The following is an 18802-nucleotide window of genomic DNA, read 5'->3' as shown; positions in this document are numbered from 1 at the left end:
TATGAACGTCATTGTGCAGAAATTCGGAGGTACTTCTGTTCGAAATGAGGAAACGAGAAGTTATGCTGCAGCCAGGGTTAAACATGCTGTAGAAGAAGGGTACAAAGTGGTCGTGGTCGTTTCGGCCATGGGTCGAAACGGCGATCCTTACGCTACCGATACACTTCTTTCGTTGGTGGGGGATCACAAATCGCGTGTAGGAAAACGTGAAAAAGATTTACTAACCTCCTGCGGCGAAGTTATATCAGCTGTCGTCTTCTCGGAAAAACTAGCAGAACTTGGGTTGACTGCTGTTGCTATGACCGGAAGTCAAGCTGGCTTTCAAACCGATGAAGAGTTTGGAGAAGCTAAAATAACCGAAATGTCTACAGGCAAAGTAGAGCAAAAGTTAAAAGAAGTTGACGTCGTCGTCGTAGCAGGCTTTCAAGGTCAATCTCCTACTGGAGAAATAACGACATTGGGGCGAGGAGGCAGTGATACGTCTGCAACAGCCCTAGGAGCTGCTATGGATGCTTCTTGGGTAGATATTTTTACAGACGTAGAAGGGGTTATGACAGCAGATCCCCGTTTTGTGCAAAAAGCAAGACCGTTAAAAACAGTCACTTATAATGAAATTTGTAATATGGCGTATCAAGGAGCAAAAGTCATTCACCCGCGCGCAGTTGAAATAGCCATGCAGGCAAAAGTTCCGATTCGGATTCGTTCCACTCGTTCAGAGTCCGCGGGAACATTAATTACCTCTTCGGCTGAAGAAGGCTCGACAGTTCGAGATACGGAGGATCGCATGGTGACAGGGATTGCCCATATGGCAAAATTGACGCAGATCCATGTGCATGCTAAGACATATGACCCTTCCCTTCAGTCAATTGTTTTTAAAACGATGGCGGAAGCAGGCATTAGTGTTGATTTTATTAATATTAGCCCTTCCGGAGTCGTGTATACAGTTCCAGATGAACTAAAAGACGAAGCCATTGAAAAACTAGAAGCAAAAGGATACAAAATTGATGTAATAAGTGGGTGTGCAAAGGTCTCTGCTGTTGGGGCAGGAATGACTGGACTTCCAGGTGTTGCCTCCAAGATCACTACCGCTTTAACGGAAAAAGAAATACCGATATTGCAAGCTGCGGATTCACACACAACAATTTGGGTATTGGTGGAAGGTATACATATGGAGCAAGCCATAAATGCCTTGCATCAAATCTTTGGGTTAGATCAACCTACTACCTTGGACCAAGAACAGGAAAAGGTGTAGTCGCATAGAATATCGGGAATGGTCAGGCGGGGAGGTATCCCCGCTTGAACTATATCAATGATATGTAACAATTCCTGATAAAAAGGGGGAGGCTTATGAATGAAAAGCGTCTCTTCACAGCCATGGTAACGCCTTTTACAGAAATTGGAGAGATTGATTTTGATCGTTTGCCAAAGCTTGTCGATCATTTAATAGAAACCGGCAGCGAAGCATTTGTGATTGCAGGGACCACTGGGGAAGCTCCAACTCTCTCACTAGATGAAAAAATTGAATTGGCAAAGGCAGTTGTACGCCATACAAATGGACGTGTGCCCATTTATGCAGGCACAGGAACAAATGCAACTGCAGGCAGTGTCTCAGCTACAAAAGAGCTGGAAAAAACCGGTGTGGATGGTATTATGGCGGTCACCCCGTATTATAATAAGCCCTCGCAGGAAGGTATGTTTGAACATTTTAAAGCGATTGCAGCCTCCACGTCTCTCCCAGTGATGATCTATAATATTCCCGGAAGATGTGTGGTTAATTTATTACCTGATACAATTATAGAACTGGCCTCCATTGAAAATATTACTTCCGTAAAAGAGGCAAGTGGAAACCTTGAAAACTGCGCGCACATTATTGCACATACTGGAGAAGATTTTAAAGTGTACAGCGGCGACGATTCTATGACGCTGCCATTGTTATCAATTGGCGGTGATGGCGTTGTCTCTGTCGCAGCCCATTTAATTGGCACGAAAATGGAGCAGATGATCGACTCATTTTTCAAGGGAGAAGTGCAACGAGCAGCTCAGCTCCACCGCGAATGTTTACCAGCCATGCAGGCTTGCTTTTCTGCGCCTAACCCATCCGCCGTAAAAGGTGTGATGAAGGTTAGAGGGATTATTGAAGCATCAACTCGACTTCCGCTTTTACCCATGCCTATTGAAAAGGCCCAAGCTTTGGATAATATCTTCCCTTCGGTGTAAGGCCGGAGGGAAATTTTTTCTTGAAAATTTATATGGTTAAACGAAACATAATATAGAGACAAAAAAGGCGTATCCTTATTTCCTCCAGGGATTTGGGGACGTGTTTGGATTGGACTTTGCGGTAAAGAGAAGGTCTTACAAGATCAAAGGAAAAATAGCAAGGCTTGTTTTCTCTTTTACTGGTAAGTTATACTACATGCAAGTGAGTGTTCGGGTAGCTTGTTGAAACGATGTTGATAATATGGGGGATGGGCTGGTTTAAGCTGAAGTAAAAACGGTAACTAGGCTTTTAGCTGGGACAACCTTCTCGCCGGAAAATTACAGCTTATACGCTATTAGCTGACAGAGCAATAGAAAAATGGTGGATCAACAACCTGAGGTTTAATGCCATACACAACATAGTAGAATTGAATAATTTAGGAGGAACAAAACATTGTCAAAGTCAAATGCAGATAAGATACGTGTGTATGCCCTGGGCGGTATAGGAGAAGTGGGCAAAAACATGTTCGTTGTCGAAGTGAATGAAGATATTATTGTGCTTGAAGCAGGCTTGATGTTTCCAGAAGATGACATGCTCGGTGTAGATGTTGTTATACCCGATGTGTCTTATCTCGTGCAAAACAAGGAACGCGTGAAAGGGATTGTTGTTTCTCACGGCCATGAAGATCATGCAGGAGCACTGCCATACGTACTGCAAAAGATTAATGTGCCAGTTTACGGTACGAAACTGACTCTTGGTTTATTAGAAGAACAATTAAAAGCAAATGGAATGCACAAAAAATCTGATTTGCGTGTTATCCATGCAGATTCTAAAGAAAAAATCGGAAATGTTCCTGTTTCCTTTTTTCGAACGAACCATAGTATGCCCGACTGCATTGGGGTAAGTATCGAAACAGAACAAGGGTTAATCGTCTACACAGGTGATTTTAAATTTGATCAAATGCCGGTTGATGGAAAATTCACCGAGATGGATAAGCTCACGCGCATCGGTAAGAAAGGTGTGCTCTGCCTATTGTCAGACAGCACCAACGCGGAGCGTCCAGGGACCACTCCGTCTGAACAATCTACCGCTGAAGGTATTAATGATGTTTTTCAAGAAGCGCAAGGACGCGTCGTAGTAACGACGTTCGCTTCAAATTTACATCGTATTCAGCAAGTGATTGACGCAGCAGCGAAAACGAAACGCAAAGTGACTATTTTTGGTCAATCAATGAATAAAACCGTGCAGATGGCTAGAAGGCTCGGGTATTTAAAAACCCCGAAACAAATTTTTGTAAAACCCGAAGATATTCATGGGTACAGTGACCAACAGCTTACCGTGCTTTGTTCTGGCAATCAGGGTGAACCGATGTCAGGATTAACACAAATGGCAAAGGGAGCTGACCGGGAGCTTTCCATTCAACCAAGTGATACAGTAGTGATCGCAGCTACCCCGACACCTGGCTCTGAGAAATCCGTCAGCCGGATTATGGACCACATTTACAAAATAGGCGCAGAAGTGATTTATTCAGATCGTGTTCACGTGTCTGGGCACGCAAGCCAAGAAGAATTAATGCTCATGTTAAACTTATTGCAACCAAAGCATTTCATTCCTGTACACGGTGAATTCCGCATGCAGTACGCCCATCAAGAATTGGCTGAGCGGACGGGGGTAGACCGTGATAACATCTTTTTGCTTGATAAAGGGGAAGTCGTCGAATTTTCCAAACAACAAGCGAGTCGGAGTGGGAAAGTCCCTTCAGGAAATGTCCTGATTGATGGCCTGGGAATTGGTGATGTAGGAAACATTGTGTTAAGAGATCGCAGGCTTCTATCTGAAGATGGTATTCTCGTTGTGGTCGTCACCTTACAAAAAAAGACCGGCGTAATTGTTTCAGGCCCAGACATTATTTCACGTGGATTCGTATATGTTCGCGAATCGGAAAAGCTATTGGAAGAAGCGAACCAAAAAGTAAATGATACTTTAAAAAAATGCATGGACGAAAACATTAGTGAATGGTCATCATTGAAAAGTAACATTCGTGACATATTAAGCCGTTTTCTCTATGAAAAAACAAAGCGACGTCCAATGATTTTGCCTATTATTATGGAAGTGTAACACGCTCCTCCCCTCAGTGATTGTTGCTGAGGGGGTTTGTTTTTGGCTCCGGCAAACGAGTTGATACGTATCGGCCCACTGCTAAGGGTGTTGGTAGCAATCCTTTTGTTCAACGGCTTTTTATCGTCCACTAAGATCAAAAGGCTAGACAGAATCTTTTTTAGGCGAATGAAGCATCCCTCTCCTGTCTCATACTAGGAGTGATCCTGTTGGGAGGTGCTTCTTTGAATAATAGCGAAGAAAATCAGCAAACGAAACCAAAACCAGAAGAACAAGAAAATCGTGAAGCGTCAACGGCCAGTAACATTGAACGGATGGGGCAAACTACAGTACCTGAATTGGACCCGGCGAACATTCATTGCATGACCATCGTCGGGCAAATTGAAGGCCATACGCAGTTGCCTCCTCAAAACAAAACAACAAAATATGAACACATGATCCCCCAGTTAGTGGCTGCTGAGCAAAACCAGAAAATAGAAGGGCTTTTGCTCGTGCTGAACACTGTAGGTGGAGATGTAGAAGCAGGCCTCGCTATGGCTGAAATGGTAGCAAGCATGAGCAAACCGACAGTAACGCTCGTATTGGGTGGAGGCCATTCGATTGGGGTTCCTATCGCCGTGGCTGCTGATCATTCCTTTATAGCGGAGACAGCGACAATGACGATTCACCCTATTCGTTTGAATGGGCTTATTTTAGGGGTGCCGCAAACGTTTGAATACTTGGATAAAATGCAAGAACGGGTTATTACCTTTGTGACGCAGCATTCTCAAGTAAGTGAAGAAAAAATGAAGGAATTGATGTTTGAAAAAGGAAATCTTACGCGTGACATTGGCACGAATGTTGTTGGTACAGACGCGGTAGCTCATGGATTAATTGATGAGACTGGAGGGATCGGCCCCGCACTTGCTAAGCTCAATGCTCTTATTCGCGAACAAAAAGGAGTGATTCATTGATGCTTTATACACCACTTTCTATGGAAGAAATCGGAGCCTTTGATAATAAGGAACAGCCAGAAAGCATGGAAATTCCCTTAAAGCATGGGTGGATGATTGCTTCTAAGCAGGGGACAGATTGGACGGTTGAGCGAGTTGTTAGTACCAATCCAGCAGATTATTTGGATGAAAGCTTAACGCCGGGGAGTTCTATTCCCCTTGCTATGCTTCAGAACCATAGGGAAACTAAGGAAAATATGATACAATAGAACTCTGGAAGTCTGCCGCTTATAGCGGCTTCCTTTTTGTCAAAGAGAGGAAAATTGCTCCTTGATTGCATGAACTTACCCATAATCAGCTAGGGCTACGGCGCCATTGAACAATAGGAGCCGATGGCGTACATATGAATGTGGTAAGGCCCCTGCATGCAACGGAGGTAATGAGGCCCTCTCCTTTGAGAACCCAACTTCAAGAACCTAGCCTCTGTTTACATAATACATATGATTAGCACCGCAACACGAGAATTCAGCCCCTTACGAGGAGGGATAAAGATGGCTAAGAAAAAAAAGAAAAAACAGAGCAAACAATCATGGCGAACTCAGTTTGGGTATGAATTAGGCGCCTTGGCTCTTTTTGCTTTAAGTTTGTTTGCTTTATTCGGGTTAGGCATAGTCGGATGGACCTTAATTCAATTATTCCGATTATTTGTTGGCGAATGGCATATGATTATTACAATTGTTCTTATGTTTTTGTCAGGGTACTTGATGGTTAAACGTTCATTTCCTCCGCTTGTGACAAAACGAATGATGGGTTTTTATTTTTTAATGGGTGGCCTTTTATTATTAACTCATGTCAGGTTATTTGAAGCGTTAGGAGCATCAGGACCCTTTTCTGAAGGCTCTGTACTCATAAATACATGGATGCTTTATTGGATGGAGATCACAGGCCAAATGAGTTCTGCTGATATTGGCGGAGGCATGCTAGGTGCTTTGTTGTTTGCTATGAGCCACTTTTTATTTGATACTGCAGGAACACGAGTGGTAGCTGTTTTGTTTTTCTTAATTGCTTTTCTTTTCATTACGAACCGTTCGTTCCACGAGATAGGGACAAAGTTTCTGCACAACCTGAAAAAAATCTACCTAACTTTGAAACAAAAGATTCAAACCAAACAGCAAGCGAGACAACAAAGTAAAGCACAAAAGCAGGAACCAGCGAGTACAAAAACAAAAGAAAAACAGGACAAGCCGGCTCCAGAGCCAGCAAATAGCGCCGAAGTAGAGGAACCGGTCATTTATAGTTTTACAGATCAAGCCCAACCAAAAAAGAAAAAGGAAGCGGCAGCTGTGAAACCGGCAAACGAGGCAGAGGAAGAACAACCACCGGTGTCGCTGTTGCAAGCAGAAACGGAAAATGAAGCATATGAACTGCCAAGTATGAATTTGCTGCAAACACCAGCCAAGGAAAACCAAACGTACGAGCGATCCCAAATTTCTTCAAATGCAAAAATCTTAGAAGACACCCTGCAAAGCTTTGGGGTCCAGGCCAAGGTGATTGAAGTCCATGTCGGTCCAGCAGTCACGAAGTATGAAATCCAGCCGAGCACGGGCGTAAAGGTTAGTAAAATTGTTAACTTGGCCGATGATATTGCACTCGCGCTTGCCGCTAAGGATATTCGGATTGAAGCTCCAATCCCTGGAAAAGCGGCTGTCGGTATTGAAGTACCTAATCAAGCTGTCTCGATGGTAACATTGCGCGAAGTGTTAGAAAGTGAAAGTGAAGACCACATCTTATCAGTCGCTTTAGGGCGTGATATTTCCGGTAAGCCGATTATGGCTTCTTTGAACAAAATGCCGCATTTGCTCGTTGCCGGGGCGACCGGAAGCGGAAAAAGTGTGTGTATCAATGGGATTGTAACGAGTATATTATTAAAAGCTAAACCACATGAAGTGAAACTGATGATGATTGACCCGAAAATGGTAGAGCTCAATGTTTATAACGGTGTGCCGCATCTGTTATCGCCTGTTGTGACAGAGCCGAAAAAAGCAGCCCAGGCTTTGAAAAAAGTGGTAGCTGAGATGGAAAGACGCTATGACCTATTTTCTCATTCAGGCACTCGGAATATTGAAGGGTATAATGACTATGTAAAGAAGCACAATGATACGAAGGAGGAAAAACAGGCCGAACTCCCCTATATTGTCGTGATCGTGGATGAATTAGCAGACTTAATGATGGTAGCATCAGGCGAAGTGGAAGATGCGATTACACGCCTCGCTCAGATGGCAAGGGCTGCCGGGATTCATATGATTCTGGCTACTCAGCGCCCGTCAGTAGATGTTATTACCGGGGTTATTAAAGCCAATATTCCTTCACGTATTGCCTTCGGTGTTTCCAGCCAAACCGATTCGCGCACTATTCTGGACGCAGGTGGTGCGGAAAAACTGCTGGGTAAAGGAGATATGCTGTATATGCCGGTAGGATCAAATAAGTCCACGCGTGTTCAAGGGGCATTTCTCTCAGATGAGGAAGTAGAGCAAGTTGTAGAAGCGATCGTTGAGCAACAAAAAGCTGTTTATCAAGAAGATATGATCCCAAGTGAAGAGCCTGAAGAGACAAAAGATGTGGAAGACGAGCTTTATCCCGAAGCGGTCGAATTTATTGTCAACAAACAGTCAGCTTCAGTATCCATGCTTCAACGCCGTTTTCGAATTGGTTATACACGAGCAGCAAGATTAGTTGATGAAATGGAAGCTAGGGGTGTAGTAGGGCCTTATGAAGGGAAGAAACCCCGTGATGTCTTAATCGGGAGTGTCGATTACTTAGAGCGTTCTGATGAAAGGAGATCTACGTCGTGATAAAAGAAAAAACCGAACATGTAAAAGGGTTTCATGTCCATTTGCTTCCCAGTGACGCATTTAAAACAAATACCTTTGTGCTACAGATTAAAGCTCCGCTTGAAAAAGAAACAGTAGCTGCCCGGGCGTTGCTGGCCAACGTCCTAAAAAGCGCAACGGAGCAGTTTCCAAGCCGAAAAGATATTCGTGCTCATTTGGATGAATTATATGGCGCTACGTTTGGCATAGAAGTGACCAAAAAGGGAGAGCACCATGTGATGGCCATTCGGGTGGAAGTAGCGAACGAACGATATTTAAAAGCAGATGTTCCTTTAGCAGAAAAGGCACTTGCTTTTCTAGTTGAAGTCATTTTTAATCCTTTCTTGACTGAAGCAGGGAGCTTTGATGAGCGGGTGATTAATACCGAGAAACAAGCATTAAAGCAGCGAATAACTAGTATTAAAGATGACAAAACCCGTTACGCAAATGTACGTTTGCTTGAAGAAATGTGTAAGAATGAACCGTTCGGCCTTCATCCTTATGGAAGCATTGAAGCGATTGACCAACTAACAGCTGACGACTTGAAAGAAGCGTATAACAAGCTTTTAAGTGAAGATCAATTCGACTTATATGCAGTTGGGGTGATGACAGAAGAGGATGTATTAGCTGCTTTGCCTGAGAGAAAGGTTAACATCAACGAATCAACTACGCAGTCTAAAAATAACCTGCCGGAAGAAGTTAGTACTCATGAAGAAACTGAGGATATCCAACAGAGTAAACTGCACCTTGGCTTCCGCACCCCTGTTCGTTTTTCTGATGCAGAATTTGCGGCAATGCAAATTTGCAATGGTCTGTTCGGTGGTTTTCCTCATTCTAAATTGTTTGTGAATGTTAGAGAAAAAGAAAGCTTGGCTTACTATGCTGCTTCGCGGTACGAAAGCCATAAAGGACTGGTGCTCGCTCTGGCCGGCATTGATCCGAAAGAGTACGATAAAACCAGATCGATTATGGTGGAGCAGCTAGAAGCACTTGTAAATGGTGACTTTAGTGAGGAAGAACTTCAACAAACGATTCGAATGCAGAAGAATCAGCTGCTAGAACAATCTGACACTTCCCGGGGCTTGATTGAACTTTCATATCATGCCGTCGTTTCTGGAGTGGAGCGTAACATTGCTGACTGGATCCAACAGTTAGAACAAGTGACGAAACAAGATGTGATTGATTGTGCCGCTAAAGTACGGTTGGACACTGTTTATTTTCTGCACGGGGAGGAAGCATAACATGTTAGAGAAAAAAGATTTTCCGACCTTAAAAGAAACCCTTTACCAAGAAAAATTAGACAACGGCCTTTCGGTCTTTCTACTTCCAAAGGATTCTTTAAACAAGACCTTTGCGACATTTACGACGAATTATGGTTCTGTAGATGATCATTTTGTACCTTTAAAGGGTGAAGAAGCAGTAAAAGTGCCTGATGGGATCGCTCATTTTCTTGAACATAAAATGTTTGAAGATGAAGAAGGGGATGTGTTTCAAACCTTTGGCGAGCGCGGTGCCCAGGCAAACGCTTTTACTACGTTTACGAGGACGGCTTACTTGTTTTCTAGTACCGAACAAGTTATAAAAAATGTCCATACTCTTTTGGACTTTGTCCAGCACCCTTACTTTACAGAAGATAGTGTGGAAAAAGAAAAAGGAATTATCGAACAAGAAATAAGAATGTATAAGGATAATGCCGACTTTCAAATTCTTTTTGGCTTATTAAGCGAAATGTATCAAAAGCATCCAGTGGCGACCGATATCGCCGGTACAGAAGAGTCGATTCAAGAAATTACTAAAGATGATTTATATACGTGTTATAACACCTTTTATCATCCGGTTAATATGACCCTCTTTATTGTCGGCCCGTTTGACCCTGAGAAGATGATTGAAGAAATTCGCAACAATCAAGCAGAAAAATCATTCGATCCGCCGGAAGAGATCGAACGAATCTTTCCAGATGAGCCGGCCGAACCAAAGTCCCAGGAAAAGCAAACGGAAATGAGTGTTTCCACACCGAAATGTTTAATGGGGTTTAAAGATAAAAATCCAAATAGGCAAGGTGAAGAGCTGTTAAGATATGAACTATCGATCCAGCTTGCGTTAGACGCGATGTTTGGCCCTGGTTCAGAAGCATATGAAGAAATGTATGAAGAAGGGTTAATAGACGATTCATTTTCTGTAGATTTTACCGCCGAAAAGACCTTTGCTTTCTCGCTAATCGGAGGCGATTCCAAAGACCCTGAAGAACTGGTGGCTAGAATTGAAAAGGTGTTGAGCAGCTTTCGCAATAATGAAATATCTGATGAGTTGTTTCAGCGAGTCCGCAAAAAGCGAATTGGTACATTTTTGAAACAGTTAAACAGCCCGGAATTTATTGCGACCCAATTTACCCGGTATGAAGAAAACGGAATGGATTTGTTTGATGTCGTTCCAACTTTGGAAGACTTAACTCATACAGATGTAAACAAAGCTTTAAACGAACATTTTGAACCTACTCAGCAATCCGTTCACTATATTAAGCCAAAAGTGAAAGTGGATGCTTAAACTTGGGCAATAAAGTTAAATGGGTTTTGGTCACAGGGGCCAGTGGCGGGGTAGGGCAAGCTGTGGCCAGGACTTTTGCAAAAGAAGGCAACTCATTACTGCTCCATTACAATCAAAATGAGAAGAAAGTTCGTTTCTTGCTAGATGAATGCAAGGCAATGGGCGTGGAAGCTCTACCGATTCAGGCAGACTTAAGCAGCGAGAGAGGGTTGGAAAAACTCTTGGAAGAAATACATGTTAACGTCCATACGGTGGTACATACCGGTGGTACAAGCCCTTATGGTTTGTTTACGGACGTGTCCGCAGAAGAGTTCCAAAAGACCTTACAGCTTCATTTGATTAGCCCAATGCGGCTTACCCAGCAGCTTTTGCCTTCTATGATTCGGGAGCAGGCGGGGCGGGTTATTGTCATTTCTTCGATCTGGGGAGACATTGGAGCATCGTGTGAAGTGATATATTCGTCTGTAAAAGGCGGGTTGAATTCATTTGTGCGCTCTCTTGGCAAAGAAGTAGCGCCTACCGGTATTACCGTCAATGGAGTAGCTCCTGGGGCTGTGGACACTCCCATGATGGAACGATTTTCTACAGAGGAGAAAGAAGCCTTAAAGAGCGAAATTCCAGCCGGACGCTTTGCCGCTCCGGACGAAGTAGCGGCAGCAGTCTCCTTTTTAGCATCAGAGCAGGCCGGCTATGTCAATGGGCATATATTAAATATAAATGGAGCATGGATTTAACAGATTTTATCCAATGTTCAAGGATAGATTCTTATTTCGAGGGTACACTACGTGTGACTCTCATTCAAAGGAGGATTAAGATGTCTGTACTTGATCAATGGGAACAGTGGAAAGATTTTCTGGGCGACCGCCTTCATCAAGGTCAGGATGAAGGAATGAACCAGGAAGTCGTGTCAGATGTAGCCTATCAGGTTGGAGAGTATTTGTCAGAAAACGTAGAACCCAAAAATGAACAAGAACGGGTAATCCGTGATATGTGGGAAGTAGCAGATGAAAATGAACAACATGCCATTGCAAATATGATGGTAAAACTCGTACAAGATGAAGGTACGCATTAATGGGGGGAGCTGCATATGCGGCTCCTTTTTCTATAATAGAAAAATTTCATCCCCACCAAGAAAACTATAGTAGCCCTCTTTTATCACTTTTAAGAAATGATGACTATGCAATGATGCCTTTCTTCTCCAACCATCTTCATATTTTTCACTCTGAGGAAGAATATGCTTGGAAAGACTGTTCAAATTGGCTAATATAGCGTAAAATGACAACCGTATGCACACGTTCCCCCGCCAGAAGGAGGTTTTATTAATCTGTATCCTTTTTCTATTGGCATGAAAGGAGCCGGCTAACGATATGAAAGAATGGTATCTTGAGTACCAAATCCATGAAAATCGCCCGGGACTTCTTGGGGATATTGCGTCATTGTTAGGCATGCTATCAATAAATATCGTCACGATTAACGGTGTAGAAGACCGACGTCGTGGAATGCTTATACGTAGCTCAAGTGATGATCAAGTTAAAAGATTCCGTGCCATCCTTGAAACCATTTCAAATATTACAGTGAAAAAGTTACGAGAGCCCAAGCTGAGGGATCGGTTAGCTGTGATGCATGGAAGGTATATTGAACGAGATGCAGATGATAAAAAAACATTTCGTTTCGTTCGAGATGAACTGGGCCTGCTTGTTGATTTCATGGCCGAGCTTTTCAAGACGGACCGCCATTACTTAGTAGGCATACGAGGGATGCCTCGTGTAGGTAAAACGGAATCTGTAGTTGCCGCTAGCGTTTGTGCAAATAAACATTGGTCCTTTATTTCGTCTACGTTATTAAGGCAGACGGTACGAAACCAATTAGCCGATGATGAGATGGGTTCAGGCCTCATCTATATCATTGATGGAATCGTGACGACGATGCGCGCACCGGAAAAACACAAAATCCTTGTCGATGAAATTCTTAGACTTCCAGCTGTGAAAGTGGTGGAACACCCTGATATATTTGTTAGGGAAACGCCATACACCTTACAAGATTTTGATTGTATTATTGAATTAAGAAATGATGAATCTGAGGAAATAACATATGAAGTGGTTGATTCTGGCTTTTCCTCATTTGATATCAGTTAGTTGGTAGGTGTTAAGTATTGTCTGAATTGGGTCGGTATTTAAAAGAAACAAGAGAAGAACAAGGCATGAGTATGGATGAGCTTCAAGAGCGTACTAAAATCCAGCGCAGATATTTAATCGCTATTGAAGAGGGAGATTATGACTCTTTGCCGGGAGCTTTTTATGCGAGGGCTTTTGTGAAAAGCTACGCTGAAGCTCTGCGCTTAAACTCTGAAGAAATCTTTGAAGAGTATGCTTCTGAGCTTCCGAAACCAAAACAAAAACCTGTGGAACTTCCATCACGCGCAGAAAGAAGTAAGCCACGGGTAGAAAAGAAAAAACCGAAGCTGGCTTCTATAATATCTGCAGTTACAATGCTTGCTCTCGTTCTCGTCCTTTCCGTGGCCATCTGGATGTTTAGCATGGGCGACGATGAAAGCACAGAAGGTTTACCACCAGATGAGGAGCCTGCGTTTGAAAGTGAAAATGGCGGGAATGATGAGGAAGAAGATGAGGAAGATGAGGCCGCTGAGGAAGACGCTGAGAATGCAGAAGCCGAAGAAGATGAAGAAGACGAAGAAGGAGATATTTCTTTTGAAACTGTTTCAGCTGAAGGCGAACAAACGGTGGTTGAAGTCAGCGGTGCCGATGAATTAGAATTCGAACTGTTCTTTGACGGTGAGGCGTGGACCGAATTCAGAAATGAAGCTGGTGCAACAATCTCAAGCACAGAAAATGGCGGAGAATCAGAAGAAACACATTCTTTTACGGACCAAAGTGAAGTAACCGTACGAACTGGTTATTCGCCGAATTTAACCATTGTGTTAAATGGCGAGGAATATGAGTATGATATTGATCCTGGCCAACAAGACTTGCAAAACATTACCTTTGTTCTTGAATAGGCCTTAGCCGGCACTCTCTTGTTGGGTACCGGTTCTCCTTATGTTTTTAACTTAGTCTAATTATGTTACAAATATAATAAGAAGGGGAAATATGTAACTGCTCATTCTCTCCATTTTCCTTGCGTGTGCTTCATTCAGGTTTTATTCATGAAGAGGGAAGTGAAAGGTTCTTCCTTTCTTTTACAACCTTTATTTTTAGGTGGTTTAACGTGAATCTCCCAAATCAAATTACACTCATACGAATTGCTTTAATTCCCATTTTTATGATTTTCCTGCTCGTCCCTTTTGATTGGGGCGATGTACAGCTTGGAGCAAGTGCGATTCCAACCCACCATTTGATTGCTGCTTTTATCTTTATTATTGCTGCCACCACAGATTGGCTGGACGGTTACTTGGCACGAAAAGAAGGACTTGTAACTAACTTGGGTAAGTTCCTTGACCCTTTGGCAGATAAACTTTTAGTAACCGCAGCTTTAGTCTCTTTGGTCGAAATTGGCTTGCTGCCCGCCTGGATGGCAGTGGTCATTTTGAGTCGAGAATTTGCTGTAACAGGTATGCGCTTGTTAGCGGCAGCTGATGGGCAAGTAATCGCTGCCAGCCCCCTCGGGAAATGGAAAACAGTGTTTCAAATGGCAGGACTCGCCATATTACTTTTGCACAATACCCCATTTGGTTTGGAAGGGTTTCCTCTGGGTATGCTGTTCATGTGGGTGGCGGTTATCTTGACTATTATTTCTGGCTGGGATTATTTCTATAAAAATCGACATGTTCTAGACGTCTAAGCAGGGGCTGAAATTAATGAATGCAGAAATTATTGCAGTAGGTTCAGAATTGTTACTCGGCCAAATTGCAAACACTAATGGTCAAAAGCTCTCTCAAGAATTGGCGGAGCTAGGCATTGATGTGTTTTTCCACACGGTGGTAGGGGACAATGACTCTCGCCTCTACGAAGCAGTAGAAGCTGCAGACAAGCGTGCTGATATTGTATTGCTGACGGGAGGACTTGGGCCGACAGAAGATGATCTTACAAGAGAGACAGTCGCCCGTTATATAAAGACCGACCTTGCCACGCATGAAGAATCAATGCAGCAGTTAACGAGTTGGATGGCTGCGCGCGGAAAAAAAGTGAGTGAAGCAAACAAAAAACAAGCATTATATTTACAAGGAGGCCAACCCTTCCTCAATCCTGCTGGGTTAGCGTGCGGTATGACCTTTCAGTCCGAAGAAACGCTGTTTATTTTAATACCAGGGCCACCACGGGAATGTTTTGCTGTTTTTAATGAAAAAATCAGACCTTATCTTATAAGGGAACTTCATGGATTAGAAGCTATTGAATCAAGAGAACTCCGATTTTTTGGTATTGGAGAATCCGATTTAGCTGACGGCTTACAAGATTTAATCTCCAGCCAAACTAACCCTACCATTGCCCCACTTGCCTCGGAAGGGGAAGTGATGATCCGTTTGACGGCAAAAGCTGGTACAAAAACGGAGCGTCACCGCTTATTAGATGAAATGGAAACAATAATAAGCGAACGGTTCGGGTCGTATCTTTATGGAAAGGATAAAGATACGCTCGTTTCTAAAGTGTTAGAACGCTACAAAAAAGAAGGAAAAATGCTTGCTTTTGCTGAAAGCCTGACAGGGGGCGGGCTGATGGAAGAATTTACAGCTTTGCCCGGTTCCTCACAAGTCGTAAGGGGCGGTGTTGTTTCTTACGCGACCTCTGTTAAAGAGAGTATGTTATCAGCAAATGAAGTTATTGATAAAGAAGGCGTGATCAGTCGGGGCTGTGCTCAGGTAATGGCAGAAGAAGTTAAGCAAAAATTTCAAGCAGATGTAGGCGTTAGCTTAACCGGTGTTGCTGGGCCGGCTGACCAGGAAGGGCAGCCGCCAGGAACGTTTATAATCGGTATAGCTACAGCAGATCAAACGGTGACAGAAGCATTTTATTTACCGGGTTCGCGTGAGCGAGTCCGCTTAATGGCCAAAAAACATGCTTCTCACCTCTTACTGAAATGATAGAAAAGGTGATGAACAAATGAATGTATTCGAAAGTCCAGAAATTAAAGACGAACTAAAAAAAGCAATCAAAGAAATGGGATTTGAAGAGCCATCTCCGATACAAGATAAAGCAATTCCTGTCATATTAGAGGGAAGCGATCTGATCGGACAGGCTCAAACTGGTACAGGAAAAACAGCTGCCTTTGGGATTCCGATCGTTAATGAAATAAAAAAGACAAAGCATGTACAGGCTCTTGTATTAACTCCAACCCGTGAACTTGCTATTCAAGTTTCAGGTGAGCTACAGAAGCTGGCTAAGCATATTGGCGTACGCACGCTTCCGGTATATGGGGGCCAGTCGATCGGGCATCAGATTAAAGCACTAAAAAAAGGTGTCGATGTCGTAATTGGAACACCAGGCCGGGTCCAAGACCATTTGCGCCGCAAGACACTAAAGCTTGACCAAGTGAGTACTATGGTGCTTGATGAAGCAGATGAAATGCTTGATATGGGCTTTATTGAAGATATCGAGACCATTTTGAAGCAAGTGAACACAGAACGGCAGACATTGCTTTTCTCAGCAACCATGCCCCCTCCGATTCAGAAACTTTCAAAACGTTATATGCAGGAGCCTAAAACGGTATCGATTAGTAAAGGGGAAGTGGCAGCGCCATCGATTGAACAAATTTATTATAAGGTGCTTGAACGTAATAAATTAGATTCACTCTGCCGGGTTGTTGACAGCCGCGACCCAGATCTTGCTATTGTTTTCTGCCGCACCAAAAAAGGAGTGGCTGAATTAACAGAAGCTCTGCAGGCAAGAGGCTATTTGGCTGATGGATTACATGGTGACCTTACACAGTCACAGCGGGATGCAGTTATGAAAAAGTTCCGTGACGGAGCAGTAGAGTTTTTAGTTGCAACTGACGTGGCTGCACGTGGCTTGGATGTAAATAACGTTACTCATGTTATAAATTATGATATTCCACAGGACCCGGAAAGTTATGTACACCGTATTGGCCGCACAGGGCGGGCAGGAAATACTGGGCAGGCCCTTACGTTGGTTACGCCGCGTGAAATGAAACACCTTCGTTCCATTGAACGTGAGCTTAAAGCTAGTATTCCAGCGCAGGCTGTACCAAGTATTGAAGAAGTTGTTGAGAAACAGCAGGAGACTTGGAAGCAACAAGTGTCTGCTGTCATTGACAATGGTGTAGATGTTTCGCTATTTGATACCATTTCTGACGAGCTCTTGGAGAAGTATGAACCAAAAGTATTAGTCCAAGCACTAATGAAGATGAATTTTCAATCGGATGCTACTTCATCAAATAGCTCTGAAGGATATGATTTTGGGGAAACTGGTGCGTCCGAGGGCATGGTGCGCTTTTTCATTAATGTTGGTAAAAACGTCAACCTTACCCCTAAAATTCTTGTCCAAGAAATTTCGAACACAGTGGGTCTCTCTGCAAAAGCAATTGGGCGAATTGATATTTTTGAGAATTTCACCTTTGTCGAAGTTCCACAAGACACAGCTCCTTTCCTTTATGAAGGGCTTCGTAATTCCAGAGTTAATGGAGCGAAAGTGAACCTTGAACCAGCCAAACCCCGCCCTAAAAAGCGCAAATAATCCTGGTGCTTAAAAACAAGCAAATTTCAGGTTTGTTGTTTGTGCGAACCAATTTAGGAGTTGCCCTTATTTAGGGTGACTCCCTTCTTTTCTTTATCTCTCTCCCTGACATTATTCTGCAATTGATTTATCACATAAGCGAATAAATGTTCCCTTTTTTGTTGGCAAATGAAGCAAAACAAGGTATGATATATATTAGATATTGATTATTAAGGTCTCCACCCCAAGTGTGGATTATGGCCAGATATAGAAGGAGAGTATAGATTATGAGCGATCGTAAAGCTGCTTTGGATCAAGCACTACGAAACATTGAAAAGCAATTCGGCAAAGGCTCAATCATGAAATTGGGAGAACAGGGGGAAGATCGCATTGCTACTGTTTCCAGTGGAGCTCTTGCCCTGGACATTGCTTTAGGCGTCGGTGGATACCCAAGAGGACGAATTGTGGAAGTATATGGACCGGAATCCTCTGGTAAGACTACGGTCGCTCTGCATGCCATCGCAGAAACGCAGCGCAATGGCGGCCAAGCTGCTTTTATTGATGCTGAGCATGCTCTTGACCCTGTCTACGCCCGGCATTTAGGGGTAGATGTTGATGAATTGCTTCTTTCTCAGCCTGATACAGGGGAACAAGCATTAGAGATTGCTGAGGCACTTGTACGAAGCGGAGCTGTCGATATTATTGTCGTTGACTCTGTAGCTGCTCTTGTTCCTAAGGCAGAGATTGAAGGGGAAATGGGAGATAGTCACGTTGGTTTGCAGGCTCGCTTAATGTCCCAAGCCTTGCGTAAGCTTTCCGGAGCGATTAGCAAAACCAATTCCATTGCCGTATTTATTAACCAAATTCGTGAGAAAGTAGGAGTTATGTTTGGAAGCCCTGAGACTACCCCGGGCGGACGAGCCTTAAAATTCTATTCTTCTGTGCGTCTGGAAGTGCGTCGGGCTGAAACATTGAAACAAGGAAATGAAATGGTAGGAAACAAAACACGACTTAAGGTTGTGAAGAACAAAGTAGCTCCCCCCTTTAAACAGGCAGAAGTTGATATTATGTATGGGGAAGGAATCTCGCGTGAAGGTTCTATTCTTGACCTCGCCAGTGATCTTGATATTGTTCAAAAAAGCGGAGCTTGGTATTCCTTTGAAGGAGAACGCCTGGGGCAGGGCCGGGAAAATGCCAAGCAGTATTTAACTGAAAATCCGCTTGTTGCTACTGATATTGAAGGAAGAATACGAGAGCATCATCAATTAAATAATAATCAGGTTGAAAGCTCTTCGACTGCTGATGAATCTTCAGAAGAAGCGTAACGTTTCGTTACACAGCACGTAGTATACGTGCTGTGTTTTTTTCTTCTGCATCCAGGATGTGTCGTAATCTTGACACTCCCTATATTGAAAGATACAATTGTGTAGAATGAGAATCATCCTTTTCATTCATATTTTTCTATAATATACGTTTTTGCAAGAATTTTGATGGATGTAAGTATTGCTGAAAAACGAA

The 18802-nt window shown here is 43.2% G+C and carries 16 protein-coding genes; all 16 read left to right on the top strand.

Annotated features, from left to right (window positions below):
• Window position 1: 1 nt before the first annotated feature.
• Window positions 2–1252 carry an aspartate kinase gene (gene dapG, locus D469_RS0106125; RefSeq protein WP_018922499.1) on the top strand — a complete coding sequence of 417 codons (1251 nt, stop codon included), beginning with the start codon at window positions 2–4 and terminating at the stop codon, window positions 1250–1252.
• A 95-nt stretch (window positions 1253–1347) separates the two neighbouring features.
• On the top strand, window positions 1348–2217 hold the full coding sequence (dapA, locus tag D469_RS0106120) for a 4-hydroxy-tetrahydrodipicolinate synthase (RefSeq protein WP_018922498.1): 870 nt from the start codon (window positions 1348–1350) through the stop codon (window positions 2215–2217).
• A gap of 433 nt (window positions 2218–2650) precedes the next feature.
• Window positions 2651–4315, top strand: coding sequence for a ribonuclease J (locus D469_RS0106115; RefSeq protein WP_018922497.1), 1665 nt, complete (start codon window positions 2651–2653; stop codon window positions 4313–4315).
• 224 nt (window positions 4316–4539) lie between these two features.
• On the top strand, window positions 4540–5268 hold the full coding sequence (locus D469_RS0106110; RefSeq protein WP_026286125.1) for a ClpP family protease: 729 nt from the start codon (window positions 4540–4542) through the stop codon (window positions 5266–5268).
• On the top strand, window positions 5268–5516 hold the full coding sequence (locus D469_RS0106105) for a YlzJ-like family protein (protein ID WP_018922495.1): 249 nt from the start codon (window positions 5268–5270) through the stop codon (window positions 5514–5516). Before D469_RS0106110 ends, D469_RS0106105 begins: the two co-directional genes overlap by 1 nt.
• Window positions 5517–5798: 282 nt before the next feature.
• A complete protein-coding gene (locus D469_RS0106100; protein WP_018922494.1) occupies window positions 5799–8099 on the top strand; it encodes an FtsK/SpoIIIE family DNA translocase in 2301 nt (766 codons plus the stop codon).
• Window positions 8096–9358, top strand: a complete 1263-nt coding sequence (yfmF, locus tag D469_RS0106095) for an EF-P 5-aminopentanol modification-associated protein YfmF (RefSeq protein ID WP_018922493.1) — start codon at window positions 8096–8098, stop codon at window positions 9356–9358. Before D469_RS0106100 ends, yfmF begins: the two co-directional genes overlap by 4 nt.
• 1 nt (window position 9359) lies before the next feature.
• Window positions 9360–10661, top strand: a complete 1302-nt coding sequence (yfmH, locus tag D469_RS0106090) for an EF-P 5-aminopentanol modification-associated protein YfmH (RefSeq protein ID WP_018922492.1) — start codon at window positions 9360–9362, stop codon at window positions 10659–10661.
• Between the two features lie 2 nt (window positions 10662–10663).
• Window positions 10664–11395, top strand: coding sequence for an elongation factor P 5-aminopentanone reductase (gene ymfI / locus D469_RS0106085; protein ID WP_018922491.1), 732 nt, complete (start codon window positions 10664–10666; stop codon window positions 11393–11395).
• Window positions 11396–11475: 80 nt separating this feature from the next.
• Complete coding sequence (locus D469_RS0106080) at window positions 11476–11733, top strand: DUF3243 domain-containing protein (RefSeq protein ID WP_018922490.1); 258 nt, start codon at window positions 11476–11478, stop codon at window positions 11731–11733.
• Between the two features lie 295 nt (window positions 11734–12028).
• On the top strand, window positions 12029–12796 hold the full coding sequence (locus D469_RS0106070; protein ID WP_018922488.1) for a DUF3388 domain-containing protein: 768 nt from the start codon (window positions 12029–12031) through the stop codon (window positions 12794–12796).
• A gap of 17 nt (window positions 12797–12813) precedes the next feature.
• Window positions 12814–13677 (top strand): helix-turn-helix domain-containing protein, encoded by an 864-nt coding sequence (locus D469_RS0106065; protein WP_018922487.1) that lies wholly within the window; start codon window positions 12814–12816, stop codon window positions 13675–13677.
• Window positions 13678–13886: 209 nt separating this feature from the next.
• Complete coding sequence (gene pgsA, locus D469_RS0106060) at window positions 13887–14459, top strand: CDP-diacylglycerol--glycerol-3-phosphate 3-phosphatidyltransferase (RefSeq protein WP_018922486.1); 573 nt, start codon at window positions 13887–13889, stop codon at window positions 14457–14459.
• Between the two features lie 16 nt (window positions 14460–14475).
• On the top strand, window positions 14476–15696 hold the full coding sequence (locus tag D469_RS0106055; RefSeq protein WP_018922485.1) for a competence/damage-inducible protein A: 1221 nt from the start codon (window positions 14476–14478) through the stop codon (window positions 15694–15696).
• 19 nt (window positions 15697–15715) lie between these two features.
• Entirely contained in the window at window positions 15716–17305 is a 1590-nt protein-coding gene (locus D469_RS0106050) for a DEAD/DEAH box helicase (RefSeq protein ID WP_018922484.1), read from the top strand.
• 266 nt (window positions 17306–17571) lie between these two features.
• A complete protein-coding gene (recA, locus tag D469_RS0106045; RefSeq protein WP_018922483.1) occupies window positions 17572–18609 on the top strand; it encodes a recombinase RecA in 1038 nt (345 codons plus the stop codon).
• Window positions 18610–18802: the final 193 nt, after the last annotated feature.

The organism is Salsuginibacillus kocurii DSM 18087 (genome assembly GCF_000377705.1).
GTDB classification, from domain to species: domain Bacteria; phylum Bacillota; class Bacilli; order Bacillales; family Marinococcaceae; genus Salsuginibacillus; species Salsuginibacillus kocurii.
The sequence above is the reverse complement of the archived record's forward strand: the minus strand, read 5'-3'. Positions and strand labels throughout refer to the sequence as shown.

What these genes read in the sequence shown, in the direction of transcription:
- D469_RS0106080 (WP_018922490.1), top strand. Translation starts at nt 11,476, where the DNA reads ATGTCTGTACTTGATCAATGGGAACAGTGGAAAGATTTTCTGGGCGAC.
- dapA (WP_018922498.1), top strand. Translation starts at nt 1,348, where the DNA reads ATGAATGAAAAGCGTCTCTTCACAGCCATGGTAACGCCTTTTACAGAA.
- D469_RS0106055 (WP_018922485.1), top strand. Translation starts at nt 14,476, where the DNA reads ATGAATGCAGAAATTATTGCAGTAGGTTCAGAATTGTTACTCGGCCAA.
- recA (WP_018922483.1), top strand. Translation starts at nt 17,572, where the DNA reads ATGAGCGATCGTAAAGCTGCTTTGGATCAAGCACTACGAAACATTGAA.
- D469_RS0106100 (WP_018922494.1), top strand. Translation starts at nt 5,799, where the DNA reads ATGGCTAAGAAAAAAAAGAAAAAACAGAGCAAACAATCATGGCGAACT.
- D469_RS0106070 (WP_018922488.1), top strand. Translation starts at nt 12,029, where the DNA reads ATGAAAGAATGGTATCTTGAGTACCAAATCCATGAAAATCGCCCGGGA.
- D469_RS0106050 (WP_018922484.1), top strand. Translation starts at nt 15,716, where the DNA reads ATGAATGTATTCGAAAGTCCAGAAATTAAAGACGAACTAAAAAAAGCA.
- D469_RS0106105 (WP_018922495.1), top strand. Translation starts at nt 5,268, where the DNA reads ATGCTTTATACACCACTTTCTATGGAAGAAATCGGAGCCTTTGATAAT.
- yfmH (WP_018922492.1), top strand. Translation starts at nt 9,360, where the DNA reads ATGTTAGAGAAAAAAGATTTTCCGACCTTAAAAGAAACCCTTTACCAA.
- dapG (WP_018922499.1), top strand. Translation starts at nt 2, where the DNA reads ATGAACGTCATTGTGCAGAAATTCGGAGGTACTTCTGTTCGAAATGAG.